This window comes from Thalassotalea sp. G20_0 (assembly GCF_017744175.1).
Taxonomy (GTDB): Bacteria; Pseudomonadota; Gammaproteobacteria; order Pseudomonadales; family Endozoicomonadaceae; genus Endozoicomonas.
Genome location: NZ_JAGHQV010000004.1, coordinates 66,583 through 80,614, shown reverse-complemented (window position 1 = coordinate 80,614; position 14,032 = coordinate 66,583). Strand labels below are relative to the sequence as shown.

Genomic DNA, 14,032 nt, shown 5'->3' with positions numbered 1-14,032 from the left:
GCGTATTTATGAAGATTTTTCAGGAAGTGTTTGGAGCCACTCGCTCCGGTAAACCGGTGTATGCCTTCCGGCTCTGTAACCAGCAAGGCATGGAAGTCACCATCCTGACCATGGGCGGTATTATTCAGAGCATTCGTGTTCCGGATAAAGCAGGTAATATGGGCGAAGTCACCCTGGGCTGTGATTCGGTGGCGGATTACGAGCGGTCCAGTGCTTATTTTGGTGCCATTGTTGGCCGTTATGCCAACCGTATCGCCAGGGGAGAATTTGAACTTGAGGGTGAACCGTTTCAACTGGCCTGCAACAATGCACCGAATCACCTGCATGGTGGCAAGGTTGGTTTTGATCATCACCTGTGGCGGGCAGAGTCTTATACCAGAGACGACATATGCACACTGTCCCTTGACTATGACTCAGAAGATGGTGAAGAGGGTTACCCCGGCAAACTGAGTGTCAACGTGATCTACACCCTGAATAACCAGAATGAGCTGGCTATTGAGTATCGGGCAACGACGGACGCCCCCACCGTGGTTAATCTGACCAACCACACTTATTTTAACCTTAATGGCAGTGACGACTGCCTCAGCCACCGGCTGCAGATTCACTCCAGCCAGTTCACCCCAACGGATGAAACGTCCATTCCCTATGGTGAGATTGAGTCGGTCATGAACACCCCCATGGATTTCACCACCATGAAGCCTATTGGTCAGGATATTACCCGGGACTTTGTTCAGCTGAATCAGGCCAGGGGATACGATCATAACTGGGTTATCTGGACGGAGAGGGGAAATGGTCGTTCTCTGACACCTGTCGCCCGGGTAGAAGAACCAGACAGTGGTCGTACTCTGGAAGTGCTTACCACTCAGCCGGGAGTGCAGTTCTATACCGGCAACTATCTGGCAGGTGAGCCTGCACGGGGTGGCAGCCAATATGGTATGCGGGCTGGTTTCTGCCTGGAGACCCAGCATTTTCCAGACTCCCCCAACAGGCCGGAGTTTCCTTCAACCCGGCTGAATCCCGGTGAAACCTATCAGGAAAAAACCATTTTCCGCTTTGGCCTTTTATAAGCGCCGTTTCAGGCCGGAACCACCGGCCTGAAATTATTTTTCCACTTTTTTTCAACGAATCTGTAACATCCCACCAACTTTCCCGTTGTATTGATAAGTCCGCACTTTGCGGTCGGTTAAAAAACGACAGGAGAGTCACCATGACAACAAAAACCAACAAACTGACCAACCTGGTTGCTGCCACCCTGGTTTCCGCTGCATCCGTCACCGTCAGCGCCGATATGACCGGCTCCATCAGCTCCTTGAACCAGGGCTACGAGGGTATTGTGCTGGCCGAAAAACGGGTGGATGAGGGCAAATGCGGTGAAGGCAAATGTGGTGCATCGTCGGCATCGGCCAAAGCGGACGAAGGGAAGTGTGGCGAGGGCAAATGCGGTGGCGACAGCGCCATGAAAGCAGACGAAGGCAAATGCGGTGAAGGTAAGTGCGGCGAATCAGCCAGCAAGGATGAAGAAGGCAAATGCGGCGAAGGCAAGTGCGGAGCTGCCTGATGAAGCCTGTTCCTTCACTCAGCGGTGCAGGCCTTGGCCTGCGCCGGGAGCATCTTCAGAGCCTGGCCAGAGAGGTGCCATCCTCCGTTCAGTTTCTGGAGGTTGCTCCGGAAAACTGGATTAAAGCACCGAAACAGAGACGCCAGCTGCTGGAGCAGATTCTCGATCAGACACCGCTGGTCTGCCACGGACTCTCCCTGTCACTGGGTAGTCCGACACCGCTGGATATGAATCTGCTGCACGATATCAGGACATTTCTTCAGACGCATCAGGTAGTTCGTTACACTGAACACCTGAGTTACTGCTCTGACCAGGGACATCTCTATGACCTGATGCCTATTCCCTTTACCAAAGCGGCTGCACATTACGTGGCGGACCGGATAAAACAGACCCAGGACTTTCTGGGTGAGTCCGTTGCGGTGGAGAACGTCTCTTACTACTGTGCTCCCGGGCAGCAGATGCCGGAAATTGAGTTTATTCATCGGGTTCTGGAACTGGCGGATTGTGAGCTGCTGCTGGATATCAACAATATTTTTGTCAACAGCGTCAATCATGGTTATGACGCGGATTCGTTTCTGAGGCAGCTACCCACTGAACGTATCAGCTACGGTCATATTGCCGGTCATTATGTTGAGCAGCCGGACCTTATTATCGACAGTCATGGCGCACCGGTTCGCGATGATGTCTGGCAGCTGCTTGGCAAAGCTTACCAATACCATGGCGTTTTCCCAACGCTGCTGGAGCGGGACTTTAATATTCCGACATTGGATAAGCTGGTTGAAGAGCTCGATTCAATACACCGGATTCAGCACTCTGTGATGCATCAGCAGAAGGAGTATGCCTGTGGATGATTTTCAGACTGTTCAGCAGCAGTTTACCGAGGCTATACGTCATCAGACAGATAATCCATTTGATCAGATAAAGCCGGAACGCTTTGCCGTTTACCCCCGGCTGATCCGAAACAATATTTCTAACTTTGTCAGCCAGGGCTTCCCTGTGCTGAAAAAGTTATTGCCGGAGGAGGCGTTTAATCATCTGGTGGATCGCTTTATTGCCGATCACCCTGCCAGCTCCCCCTACTTTATTGATATCTCCGGGGAGTTTCTGGCCTGGCTTAATACCAATCCAGTGACTGATAAGTCGCACACTCTGCCACCGTTCCTCCGGGAACTGGCCCACTATGAATGGCTGGAAACCCTGTTGCTGGGCAATGAACAGGACGAACCACCCGCAACAGCAATCGAAGTTTTTTCAGACTGTGAAGATGCACTGATATGGTCGGTTAATGCTGTGGCCGCCGCCTACCAATACCCGGTCCATACCATCAGCCGTGACTTTCAACCTCAGGCTGCTTCCGAACAACCAACCCTGCTGATTGTTTACCGTCAGGAAAATGAAACACGGTTTCTGGCGGTGGATGCACTGGCCTGGCAGCTTTTTCAAACTGCCTCCACCCTGGATCAGCCAGTGAACCAGGAGCGGCTTATCAAGCAGACATTGCAACACCTGACGACGGCCGAGCGAACCCGGGTTAAGCCTTATGCTCAACAGGCATTGATGAGTTTTTATCAACTGGGTTTGATTGTAGGAAGGCTTTAAACCAGGAATATTATTCGACAGTTATGACTAAAAAACCCAGGGGCACTCTACCCCTTGGGTGAACCGTTAATTTTATCCATTACCGACTTCACTTCATCATCAGACGCCGGTTCACTGACGGAGTGCTCTGCCAGCTTTTTAATAACGGCAAACTGTTTGAGAAAACGTCGGCAATGGTGGCACATGATCAAATGCATTCGCATACTCAGACGCTGTCGCCAGTTTAGCTCGTCATCCTGAAGCTGACCCGCCATTTGCTCGATATCCCGACATTTCAACATCGGCCTGTCTCCTGAAACTGTTCAATACCGGAATACAGCGTTGCCCGCGCCCGGTGCAGCAGAACCCTGACATTGACTGCGGACTCACCGATAAAACCGGAAATATCATCCAGTGACATCTGGCTGAGATCTTTCAAGCCAAACACCAGACGTTGCTTCTCCGGCAACATGGTGATCTTGTGGTTCAGGCAGTCCATCAATTCCCGCTTATCCAATAGCGCCCCCGGCCCATCGATGTGCCAGTTGGAAGGCGGCTGTTGCCAATGGCCATCTTCTTTAAAACGATGGGCCAGCGGCGCTTCTTCCGGAGCATCGGACAGCAGCTCTCGCTTCTGCCGACGATAGCGGGAACGGGCTTCATTGGCGGTAATGGTCAGCAACCATCCCTTGAAACTGCCCCTGGGCTGCCATTGAGGCAATTTCTGATGCACCATCAACCAGGCTTCCTGGACAATCTCATCGGCATCACTTTCGCCCACAATCGGCAGGGCAACAAAGCGCATCAAGCGATAGTAATGCTTCACCAGCACTGTAAACGCCTGCTGATCACCATTTTGTGCATGTTTTATTATTAACGCTTCATCGTCCATATCGTTACAAACCCGGAATGAAAAAATAACCTGCACACTGTAACAATCCCACGGCTGAAACGTTGAGTGATTAACTCAATAAGAACATCCTGGGAATCAGCCATGAATAAGCTCCTGTCACTCTACCAAAAAACAGCAGGTTACCTCCATCACGCTGATGGACTTCCGTTGCTGGCCCTGCGCCTGTACCTTGCCCCCATCTTCTGGATTGCCGGCACCAACAAACTGGCGCATTTTGACGATATTGTGATGTGGTTTGAGCATGGACTGGCCCTCCCCTTCCCCTGGCTGATGGCAGCACTGGCAACCTGGACAGAGATTATCGGCGCTGTGCTACTGGTGGCTGGCCTGGGCATCCGGTTAATTTCAGCCCCTCTGATCATCACCATGCTGGTGGCTATTTTCGCGGTGCATTGGCCCCATGGCTGGCAGGCCATTGCTGACCCAGGCAGCTTTGCTGCCAATGAACACGCCGCTGAAGCAACCCAAAGACTGAATGGGTTTCTGGGCTGGCTGAAGTCAAACCATCCCGGCCGCTACCACTATATTACCGAGTTTGGCAAGCCGGTGATTCTGAACAATGGCATTGAGTTTGCTGCCACCTACCTGGTGATGTTGCTGGTGCTGGTTTTCCAGGGAGCCGGACGTTATGTCAGTCTGGATTATTTTGCCGGAAGGAAACTGCTGAACAGATAGCGATCAGAAACGTCAGACAAGTGCTGACGTTTTTATCATTTGTCATGCCAGTGGAAATACCCGGTCAATGTCTTCTGAAAGGAAAGGCCGTCCTTTAGCGTTCACTGATGTACCAATAACCAGCGCATCGATGGCCAGCCTGTTATCCCGTTTACGGAAGATTTTCTGTTTAAAACCAAATTTCAGTTTGGAAAGTCGCACGGGCTCTACTTCTACATAAAATTTATCCCCGGGTACCAGCGACATTTTGTAGTCCATCTCACTTCTCAACACCACCAGATGAATTTTCTCTGCGGCCAGCCTGGCAAAGTCGATATCGTTGGCGTGCAGAAACTCATGCCGTGCATGCTCCAGATAATTGAAGTAGACACTGTTGTTGACGATTCCCTGCAGGTCGCACTCATAGTCGCGAACCTTCATCTCCAGACGGAATGGCATGCTGTACTCTCTCGATCAATAGCTTGAAATGGATCAGATCATCAGTGTATGGCGAGACTATGGCTTCTCATCTATTTTTACACAAGCTTACGGGGATATTGGTTGCTCAATTGACAATAAATCCGCTCATTGGCCTAAAAAAACCGGGATTGTAACCCTGCTTACCCAAAGGCCTCTGATGTGCAACATGAAATGTTAAAAAATAAAAACTGTCCATCGAAAACACCCAATGAAATCAAGAGCCACCGATTATTTAATATTCCTGTTAATCACAACCATTACCGCAAGTCTTAATGCTGACGGAGGCATGGAGATCACCAACACTTATCAGCTAATACATGATCAATTAGCAAAAATCCACTCCGCAGATAAATACAAAAACGCCATAAACTCGCGTAACCAGAAACAGGAGTTACCTGAAATTCTTCTGTCCCCGGGAGAAAGACGCAGCATTCTTTTGCAAAACTTTTCCCGTACTCATAAAACGGGCAACGAGATAATGACCCATCATGCCGTTAAAGACCTGCATATTCTCAGTGGCACCCTACAAAACCCCGGACATAGCCTGCTCAGCAATTTAGGCTCTCCGATGACGGTCGCTGGTGAAATCATGTTGGCCAACCTGCTGATATCCCCCATTACGGATATAAAGGTTCTTGAAAAACGCCAAAACGCACTTCAATACTTGTTGGATCACCCCAAAGTCATCTTTCAGATAGAGGAGCAACTGATCCGTTATGCCGCGGATGAAGATGGACTCATTGCCCTGCTCGACCCTTCTGATGCTGTGAACAGCCCACATTTTGATGAGATTGATTACCAGACCTACATTCCGGGGCTCACCTCCGATGCCTCCTATGAAGAGATTGCCCGCCGATTAAACGACATCATTAGTGTTATGAGCGCATTGAATGTGCCTATTGGCCTGATCGGGTCCACGCTGCTTGGCAAGTTTGACTCACAATACGGGATTATTCATGGGCTTCTCAATTCAGCCATCAACCTGCCAGCCAATATGAATCTGGTCATTTCTGAAATGCACGATCACTTTCAGGGGCTTCCACCACCGGTCAAAATTTTTACCTTCGGCAGCTTTGCGGTACTGCAAATGATCGCAATTTATCAATCATACTGGCTCTTTCAGGATAATCGGGCCGCTTACACGTTTGTCATGGAGCGCAGCCGCAGACCCGGAAGGGCACTGGCCAGTGCCAGAGAACTTAAGCAACTGGCCCGGCATCACCCTGCCCTTGAGGATATTCTGGACCATTACAGCGGCTTCCTGAAATTTCGAAACTCCACCCAGATTCAGGAAATAGCCACACTGTTACACGATGCGCCGGAGAAAACACCCGACACACTGGCCTATCTGGCAACCAACATGGGACGCTATAAAAGAAGCCTGATGCTGCTGCGCCGAAACCACATCCCACTGATCAGGATTATGCAGGCCACCGGTGAGATTGATGCCTGGCTGACCGTTGCCAAGCTGCTGAGGTCATCTTCTTACCGGGAAACGAACCCATTGTGCTTTGCACAATATCAAGTATCAGCGCAACCGGGTATTGAGCTTCAGGGCTTCTGGAACCCTCTGCTCCCCCCTGCCATTGCGGTTTCCAGTGACCTTGCCGCCAGCCACTTCGTACCACCGGCCAATATCATTATTACCGGGCCGAATGCAGCGGGAAAATCCAATGCCATGGTTGCTGCTGCCCTTAACGTCATTATGGCGCAGACACTGGGTATATCCCCGGCGGCATCCTTTAAACTGACACCATTTTCCTTTATTCATACCCATAAGGTCATTGAACCGGAAATGATTACTGGCGTTTCCAGTTTCAGCGCAGAATCAAAGCGGGCAATCACGCTGTTACAGAAATTGCGCGCTCTGGAGGCGGGCCAGTACAGCATTGCCTTTCTGGATGAAATTTTCAGCAATACCAGCCCAAAAGAAGGGGAGATCGGTGCACTCGCCTATATAAAATCGATTGGCGATTTACCCGGGACGATCAGCATTTCTTCTACCCACTATACCCGGCTGACCTCACTGGCTGATCAGTTCCCGGACAGGTTTCAAAATCTTCATGTCAGCGCTGAGATCAACAGTGAAGGCCGCCTGCTCTATGATTATGTCCTGAAACCCGGCTTCTCAACCCAGAACGTTGCCTTCCATATTCTCAAAGAGGAAGGCATCCGGGAGGACTTGCCTGATATTTTTCAAGACCTGCCTGATATTCCCCGAAAAGCGCCACCCTGACCATTTAATAAACGACAGAAACTTAATGATAGACAGACCGGAAAATGCCCGGCCTGTTCAGTTGCGGGTAACGGGTGCGATAGAGATGCGCTCACCATCCTTGAAACGTGCCACCAGTTCCAGCTCACCGCCCAGAGCCCGGATGTAGGTGATAAGGGTGGAGAGGTTGAGATCCTCACGCTTTTCGATCTGGGAGATATTGGGTTGCCTGGTACTCAGCGCAGCAGCCAGATCTTCCTGGCGAATGCCTTTGTGTTTGCGCAGCTCTGCCAGGGTCATTTCCTTAAGCAGCTCAAACGCCTGTTTTTTGGCCTGCTCAACCACCGCGGGGTTAAGCTCTTTTTTGAACGCCTCGAATGGTGTGGTAGCCATAATTAATTCCTGTCTCTTTATACTCTCAAACGCCACATTCCCTGTAGCCCGGGGACAAGCGGATAAGATCTTTGTTTGCTCTTCGGAGTATTTCCAACGCTAATCGTTACCGGTTAACGATGCCAGGTGCCGGTCAAAAATGGCGTCAGCCTCTTTAATCAACTGCTGGTAAAACCTGTTTTCGTTCAGCCCGGTTTTGTCACCAGCACACAGGACAATGGCTGAACGCTCCGGGTCAAAAGCGTAGGCAACCCGGACCGGATGGCCTTTATGCTGAACCCGCAGCTCTTTCATATTGCTGTGTTTGCTGCCATTGAGGGTGTCTGCGTACGGCCTGGAAAGTTGCGGGCCACGAACCTGCAAAACCTCAATCATGGACAGGACATCGGCCTGTATGGCCTCTGTCTGTGCAGTAAACCAATGCTTAAACTCATCGGCCAGCAATACATTCCACGACATAACAACTCTTATCATTATATAAGCTGAAGGTGATATAATCCACAAGTGATATAACTTGAAAGTAATATGGTTGCGTAACCATTAAAAAACAAGCCCGAGGCATGGGCAACGGATGACATGCCAGAACCCATGCCCGATAAAGTGGGGAGTGGCAGTTTTAATGCCTCTGCTTTCTGGGCCAGACCAGACTGAACCGGGCTCCTCCCAGGGGACTGTGACTGACCAGCGCCCGTCCCCCATGCCAGTACATAATCCGCCGGACGATTGAGAGCCCCAGACCGTAGCCTCCTGACTTACGCGTTCTGCTGTCGTCCAGTCGGGAAAAAGCAGAAAACACCCGTTCCCACTGTTCTTCCGGAATCCCGGCCCCGTCATCATCCACATCAATACGACAAGTATCCTGGGTGGATGAAAAACGCACCTGAACTTTACTGTCCGCATAGCGACAGGCATTGCCTACCAGGTTCTGTATCGCCCGATGAATATAGCGACGGTCAATTTCGACAAAACGCCTGGGGTTTAACACATTGCAGGGAATATGCTCTATCTCAACCCGGTTCTGTAATCTGAGATGCTCACCAACCACCTGGGCCACTACTTTATCAACATCATGACGTTTCAATCGGAGGGTCGGGGTTCCCTGTTCCAGGTTGGCATAGGTCAGAAACTCATCCACCAGATGATCCAGTTCCTGGATATCCTGGTCCATACCCTCCAGCTGGGCCTCCCGCGCTTCCTGTGTTCTGGCATCGGCAATCAGATCCAGGCCAAAACGCAACCTTGCTACGGGGGTTCTTAATTCATGGGACACACCACGAATCATCTCTTTTTGCAGACTCAGCAGGCGTTGAATATGGTCGGCCATGGCATTAAATGCCATGGCCAGACGACCAATGGAATCCGCCCCGCCAACATTAACCCGTACCTCAAAGTCTCCCCGGCTAAAGCGTGTCGCCGCCCTTTCCAGTTTTCGCAGCCGCTTCTCCATTCCCCTGACCAGGATATAGATGGCAAGGCTCAGAGAGATCAAGACGAACAGCCCCAGGGTCAGGATCAGTTTAAAAGGATAAGGGTTCAGTAATTTCAATGGACCAAGATGGAGTATCTGATCACTGTCCTTCATCTGGGCATAGAGCTGGAGCGATTCATCTCGGATGTTCAACACAGTCACAATACTGCCCTGCTGCAACTGGGTGTTTTGCAGGGGCGTTAACGACGCAGCGGAGTGGACAATGGACACAGGAAAGCTCAGCGATTCTCCGGATCGCTGAGCCAATACCGTCACGCGCTCATCCGCAGAGTAATGGCTGAGCAAGTGTCTGAGAAAAACAATGGTACCACTCGCCATTTGTTCTGATATCTCCGCCACCCGTCCCTGCAACAACCACCGGTCATCAATTAAGGCGGTAATAACCGCGGCCTTTTCCGTTAGCATCTGAACATCAATCCCCCCTAAAGAGAGCTGCTCAATCTCTTTAGGTGTGAAGTCGGATCGCTCCAACGGCAACATGGAAAAAGGAATCGACAGTTTATGTCCCCACTCTCCCAGCCACTTATGTCGCTGCTCTTCTGGCATGTCTGCCAGTACTTCAGAGACGAGACGGAAGGTCCCTCGGGCAATATCCTCCCGGTACTCGGCCAATCGAACACCATTGACAATAGTGACAACGATACCAGAAAGCACTGAGACCAGAACCAGGGAAAACAGCAGCCCGCCATAGATACGAAGAAATATACTGCTCATGACGCTATGCCAGCAACTTACTCATTTGTCACATGCTCTTCACAAAAAGATACCCTTTACTGCGCACCGTCTTGATCAGACGAGGATGCATCGGGTCGTCACCAATTTTGGGGCGAATGCGTGACACCCTGACATCGATGGAACGGTCCTGACCGTCGTATTCAATCCCGCGCAACTGGGCAAAGATCTCTTCCCGGCTCAACACCCGGCCAGCATTCGAACAGAGCAGCCAGAGCAGATCAAACTCAGCGCTGGTGAGGTCAACGCTCTGGTCATCCAGCCAGGCCTCACGCATAGAGTTATCAACGACCAGCGCGCCAAAGCGAAGGCTATTCTGCACTTCCGGCTCGTCTTCTACCGGTGCCGTGCCCCTTCTCAACAGGGCTCTTATACGGGCAAGCAGTACTCTTGGACGAACCGGTTTGGCAACATAATCATCCGCGCCCATTTCCAGCCCCAGCACTTCATCAAGGTCATCGGTGCGGGCGGTCAGCATCAGTATCTGACCATGATACTGGCCTCGCACCCGGCGACAGATGGACACCCCATCTTCCCCCGGCAGCATCAGATCCAGTACCACCAGATCGGGGCGCTCACTCAAAATACGCTCAACGGCCTTACCACCATCACCTTCCACCGACACCTGAAGGCCATTATTTTCAAGATACTCACGGGTCAGGGTTGCCAAACGCTCATCATCCTCAACAATCAGGATGCGACCCGTTTCTGCATTATCCAAAGCCATTGTTTTACACCCCGGGGGTTAAGAGACGAAATATTGAAAGCGGCAAAAAACCGGCACTTCACTGGCAATCTAATGGTTTATGGGCCGTAGATGTTACACTACCGACGATCGAACGTCCTCCCCGGAACCGGAGCAGGCCCAAACATTTCTGAATCAACGTCCGGAAGCCAAAGTATTCATGATTTTTTCTCCGAACCGGACTCAGAATTTTTTTTTATTTTGACAAAATCCCATCTTGAGCTTGCAAATTTCTCGCTCTGTCTGAAAAAGTTACCCGGGAGTTAGCGGGCACCAACACCGAAAGAAATCCACATCTTATCCACAGCACTCCCCCGGTTTTATCGGCTTGAATTTCTCCCGACTGCGCATTATCTTGTGTAGATAAACGGCCGCTACACTATATATGGTACCCCTCGCTGCTGAGTAACACATTGTCGCCTGAGCAACCCGGCATACCGGAAATGCCTCAGGCAACAGTCCAGCCAAACAGCGGATTTACTGTTGGCAGCAGCACATAACGGAAGAGCGGACGGTAATCAGGGAAGAATGCTTATACAGATTGTCAGCTGCGCGGCCTCGCGGTTCCGCCGCCACAGCCTGTCTCGCAGAGGCGGGGATCTGACTCATCAGGTATATCCCGGACAGACTCATAGTCTCACAGCCACTGCAGTGCACAGTGGCTGGCGATGAGACAGTGATGGAAAGCACGCGCAGTAAATACTGTCTGCTGGCCTGGCCATGAAGCGTGCTGCAAGGTCATTGATAGCCGCGCTATATCAAGCGTGTTCATTGAATACACAGGTAAGGGCTGAATGAATAAAAATATCCTGGTCACCAAGCGTGACGGAGACAAGGAACAACTGGATCTTGAGAAGATCCATAAAGTGATTATCTGGGCAGCCGAGGGCCTGGACAACGTCTCCGTTTCTGAAGTTGAACTTAAGTCTCACATACAGTTCTACGATGGCATCAAGACCACGGATATCCATGAAACACTGATCAAATCCGCTGCCGACCTGATTTCAGCCCAGGCTCCGGACTATCAGTATCTGGCTGCCCGTCTGGCCATTTTCCACCTGCGGAAAAAGGCCTACGGCCAGTTTGAACCGCCCGAACTGTATAGCCATGTGGTCAAACTGGTGGAGATGAAGAAGTATGACCAGCACCTCCTGACGGACTACAGTGAGGCTGAATTTGATCAGATGGAACGCTTTATTGATCACAGCCGGGATATGAACTTCAGCTATGCGGCGGTCAAGCAACTTGAGGGCAAATACCTGGTGCAGAACCGGGTAACCGGCGAGTACTACGAGAGCCCCCAGATTCTTTACATGCTCATTGGTGCCTGCCTGTTTGCACAATACCCGAAAGAGACTCGCCTGGATTTCATTGAGCGTTTCTACCATGCGGTGTCCACCTTCAGACTCTCTCTGCCCACCCCGATCATGTCCGGGGTACGGACAGCTACCCGTCAGTTCAGCTCTTGTGTGCTGATTGAATGCGGGGACTCACTGGACTCCATTAATGCCACGTCCAGCGCTATCGTTAAATACGTCAGCCAGCGGGCGGGGATTGGTATCAACGCCGGTAATATTCGCGCCCTGGGCAGCCCGATCCGTGGGGGAGAAGCCTTCCATACCGGCTGTATCCCGTTCTACAAGCACTTCCAGACGGCCGTAAAATCGTGCTCTCAAGGGGGCGTTCGCGGTGGCGCAGCGACCCTATTCTACCCGATCTGGCATCTGGAAGTTGAAAACCTGCTGGTTCTGAAAAACAACCGGGGGGTTGATGATAACCGCGTTCGCCACCTGGACTATGGCGTGCAGTTTAACAAGCTCATGTATCAGCGCCTGATCGAAGGCGGTGATATCACCCTCTTTTCACCCAGCGATGTGCCGGGACTGTATGATGCGTTCTTTGCTGACCAGGAAGCGTTTGAAAGGCTCTATAAGCAATATGAGCAGGACAGCAGCATCCGTAAGACCACGTTGAAGGCGATTGAACTCTTTTCACTGTTTGCCTCCGAGCGGGCCAGTACCGGGCGGATCTACCTGCAAAACGTCGATCACTGCAATACCCACAGCCCATTTGACCCGGCAGTGGCCCCGGTTCGCCAGAGTAACCTGTGCCTGGAAATTGCCCTGCCCACCAAACCCCTGGATCATATCCATGACGAAGAGGGCGAGATTGCCCTGTGCACCCTGGCCGCATTCAACCTGGGAACCCTGAAGGGTCTGGCAGAACTGGAAGAGTTGTCGGAACTGATTGTGCGTGCCCTCGACAGCCTGCTGGACTACCAGGACTACCCGGTTCCTGCAGCTTATAACTCGACCATGGGACGGCGTCCCCTGGGTGTCGGGGTGATTAACTTCGCCAACTACCTGGCCAAAAACCATGTCCGGTATTCGGATGGCTCCGCCAATGGCCTGACCCACCGCACCTTTGAGGCCATTCAATACTACCTGTTGAAAGCGTCAAACAAGCTGGCCAGAGAGAAAGGCACCTGCTCCAAATTCAATGAGACCACGTATGCCAAAGGTATCTTACCTATCGACACCTACAAACGTGACCTCGATACGGTTTGTGAAGAGTCCCTTCATCTTGACTGGGAAAGTTTGCGTGAGGAGATCAAGTCGTTCGGCCTGCGCAACTCAACACTGACCGCCCTGATGCCATCCGAGACATCATCCCAGATCAGCAACGCCACCAACGGTATTGAGCCGCCCAGGGGCTTTGTCAGCGTTAAGGCCAGCAAAGATGGCATTCTTAAGCAGGTTGTTCCTGATTTCGTCGAGCTTAAGGATCGTTATGAACTGCTCTGGAACATCCCGAACAACGATGGCTACCTTCAGCTGGTTGCCATCATGCAGAAATTTGTCGACCAGACGATCTCAGCCAATACCAACTATGATCCAGGCCTCTTTGAAGGCGGCAAAGTACCGATGAAGCTGCTGCTGAAAGACCTGCTGACCGCTTACAAACTGGGCGTAAAAACACTGTATTACCACAATACCCGTGATGGTGCCGCTGACGCTCAGAATGATATGGATGATGACTGCGCAGGGGGGGCCTGCAAAATCTGATGAACATCCCTTGTCAGAACTATTGATCAATAGCGAACAGCAATCATGTCTATAGCGCAAATGCTTATAGATAAACAACGCGGTTCGCTTCACTCTAGGAGCCTGTCGGACTTAAGACTGTCCTACTGCGGTTGCGATAAATTGGTCTAAAAATTCCTGCTTCTTCGTCAAATAGCCCCGCTATTCTCCTCAGAAGCAGAAATTTTTATC

General features: G+C 51.2%; 14 protein-coding genes. 7 read left to right on the top strand and 7 right to left on the bottom strand.

Features of this window, described 5'->3' with window-relative positions; all coding sequences use genetic code 11:
* The first annotated feature begins 8 nt into the window (after nt 1-8).
* The 4 genes from J7438_RS03265 (at nt 9) to J7438_RS03250 (ending at nt 3,157) form a co-directional block, all read left to right on the top strand.
* Entirely contained in the window at nt 9-1,067 is a 1,059-nt protein-coding gene (locus J7438_RS03265) for an aldose epimerase family protein (RefSeq protein ID WP_209275438.1), read from the top strand.
* Between the two features lie 140 nt (nt 1,068-1,207).
* A complete protein-coding gene (locus tag J7438_RS03260; protein WP_209202496.1) occupies nt 1,208-1,558 on the top strand; it encodes an HvfA family oxazolone/thioamide-modified RiPP metallophore in 351 nt (116 codons plus the stop codon).
* A complete protein-coding gene (locus tag J7438_RS03255) occupies nt 1,558-2,409 on the top strand; it encodes an HvfB family MNIO-type RiPP peptide maturase (protein WP_209275437.1) in 852 nt (283 codons plus the stop codon). The genes J7438_RS03260 and J7438_RS03255 overlap by 1 nt, the downstream gene beginning before the upstream one ends.
* Entirely contained in the window at nt 2,402-3,157 is a 756-nt protein-coding gene (locus J7438_RS03250) for an HvfC family RiPP maturation protein (RefSeq protein ID WP_209275436.1), read from the top strand. Before J7438_RS03255 ends, J7438_RS03250 begins: the two co-directional genes overlap by 8 nt.
* 47 nt (nt 3,158-3,204) lie before the next feature.
* Here J7438_RS03250 and J7438_RS03245 read toward each other — a convergent pair whose 3' ends face one another.
* Complete coding sequence (locus J7438_RS03245; protein ID WP_209275435.1) at nt 3,205-3,438, bottom strand: anti-sigma factor family protein; 234 nt, start codon at nt 3,436-3,438, stop codon at nt 3,205-3,207.
* The gene (locus J7438_RS03240; protein WP_209275434.1) at nt 3,432-4,028 is read right to left on the bottom strand and encodes an RNA polymerase sigma factor; all 597 of its coding nucleotides are present in this window, start codon (nt 4,026-4,028) and stop codon (nt 3,432-3,434) included. Before J7438_RS03240 ends, J7438_RS03245 begins: the two co-directional genes overlap by 7 nt.
* Before the next feature lie 102 nt (nt 4,029-4,130).
* Here J7438_RS03240 and J7438_RS03235 point away from each other — a divergent pair, with 102 nt between their 5' ends.
* Nucleotides 4,131-4,724 (top strand): HvfX family Cu-binding RiPP maturation protein, encoded by a 594-nt coding sequence (locus tag J7438_RS03235; protein ID WP_209275433.1) that lies wholly within the window; start codon nt 4,131-4,133, stop codon nt 4,722-4,724.
* A gap of 42 nt (nt 4,725-4,766) precedes the next feature.
* On the opposite strand, the gene J7438_RS03230 is transcribed toward J7438_RS03235, so the two are convergent.
* Nucleotides 4,767-5,162 carry an acyl-CoA thioesterase gene (locus tag J7438_RS03230; protein WP_209275432.1) on the bottom strand — a complete coding sequence of 132 codons (396 nt, stop codon included), beginning with the start codon at nt 5,160-5,162 and terminating at the stop codon, nt 4,767-4,769.
* 229 nt (nt 5,163-5,391) lie between these two features.
* Between J7438_RS03230 and J7438_RS03225 the strand changes: the two genes are divergently transcribed.
* Complete coding sequence (locus tag J7438_RS03225; RefSeq protein WP_209275431.1) at nt 5,392-7,419, top strand: MutS-related protein; 2,028 nt, start codon at nt 5,392-5,394, stop codon at nt 7,417-7,419.
* A 57-nt stretch (nt 7,420-7,476) separates the two neighbouring features.
* On the opposite strand, the gene J7438_RS03220 is transcribed toward J7438_RS03225, so the two are convergent.
* The 4 genes from J7438_RS03220 to J7438_RS03205 form a co-directional block, all read right to left on the bottom strand.
* Nucleotides 7,477-7,791 (bottom strand): helix-turn-helix domain-containing protein, encoded by a 315-nt coding sequence (locus J7438_RS03220; protein WP_209275430.1) that lies wholly within the window; start codon nt 7,789-7,791, stop codon nt 7,477-7,479.
* A 99-nt stretch (nt 7,792-7,890) separates the two neighbouring features.
* Entirely contained in the window at nt 7,891-8,250 is a 360-nt protein-coding gene (locus tag J7438_RS03215) for a type II toxin-antitoxin system RelE/ParE family toxin (RefSeq protein WP_209275429.1), read from the bottom strand.
* A gap of 157 nt (nt 8,251-8,407) precedes the next feature.
* Nucleotides 8,408-9,994 carry an ATP-binding protein gene (locus J7438_RS03210; RefSeq protein ID WP_209202511.1) on the bottom strand — a complete coding sequence of 529 codons (1,587 nt, stop codon included), beginning with the start codon at nt 9,992-9,994 and terminating at the stop codon, nt 8,408-8,410.
* Between the two features lie 28 nt (nt 9,995-10,022).
* The gene (locus tag J7438_RS03205) at nt 10,023-10,739 is read right to left on the bottom strand and encodes a winged helix-turn-helix domain-containing protein (RefSeq protein WP_101747830.1); all 717 of its coding nucleotides are present in this window, start codon (nt 10,737-10,739) and stop codon (nt 10,023-10,025) included.
* A gap of 812 nt (nt 10,740-11,551) precedes the next feature.
* Between J7438_RS03205 and nrdA the strand changes: the two genes are divergently transcribed.
* Nucleotides 11,552-13,822, top strand: a complete 2,271-nt coding sequence (gene nrdA / locus J7438_RS03200) for a class 1a ribonucleoside-diphosphate reductase subunit alpha (RefSeq protein ID WP_209275428.1) — start codon at nt 11,552-11,554, stop codon at nt 13,820-13,822.
* Nucleotides 13,823-14,032 lie beyond the last annotated feature (210 nt).

Bases quoted from the DNA above. Each gene is read 5' to 3' on its own strand.
- J7438_RS03240 (WP_209275434.1), bottom strand. From the start codon at position 4,028: ATGGACGATGAAGCGTTAATAATAAAACATGCACAAAATGGTGATCAG.
- J7438_RS03225 (WP_209275431.1), top strand. From the start codon at position 5,392: ATGAAATCAAGAGCCACCGATTATTTAATATTCCTGTTAATCACAACC.
- nrdA (WP_209275428.1), top strand. From the start codon at position 11,552: ATGAATAAAAATATCCTGGTCACCAAGCGTGACGGAGACAAGGAACAA.
- J7438_RS03220 (WP_209275430.1), bottom strand. From the start codon at position 7,791: ATGGCTACCACACCATTCGAGGCGTTCAAAAAAGAGCTTAACCCCGCG.
- J7438_RS03210 (WP_209202511.1), bottom strand. From the start codon at position 9,994: ATGAGCAGTATATTTCTTCGTATCTATGGCGGGCTGCTGTTTTCCCTG.
- J7438_RS03215 (WP_209275429.1), bottom strand. From the start codon at position 8,250: ATGTCGTGGAATGTATTGCTGGCCGATGAGTTTAAGCATTGGTTTACT.
- J7438_RS03260 (WP_209202496.1), top strand. From the start codon at position 1,208: ATGACAACAAAAACCAACAAACTGACCAACCTGGTTGCTGCCACCCTG.
- J7438_RS03265 (WP_209275438.1), top strand. From the start codon at position 9: ATGAAGATTTTTCAGGAAGTGTTTGGAGCCACTCGCTCCGGTAAACCG.
- J7438_RS03230 (WP_209275432.1), bottom strand. From the start codon at position 5,162: ATGCCATTCCGTCTGGAGATGAAGGTTCGCGACTATGAGTGCGACCTG.
- J7438_RS03235 (WP_209275433.1), top strand. From the start codon at position 4,131: ATGAATAAGCTCCTGTCACTCTACCAAAAAACAGCAGGTTACCTCCAT.
- J7438_RS03245 (WP_209275435.1), bottom strand. From the start codon at position 3,438: ATGTTGAAATGTCGGGATATCGAGCAAATGGCGGGTCAGCTTCAGGAT.
- J7438_RS03205 (WP_101747830.1), bottom strand. From the start codon at position 10,739: ATGGCTTTGGATAATGCAGAAACGGGTCGCATCCTGATTGTTGAGGAT.
- J7438_RS03255 (WP_209275437.1), top strand. From the start codon at position 1,558: ATGAAGCCTGTTCCTTCACTCAGCGGTGCAGGCCTTGGCCTGCGCCGG.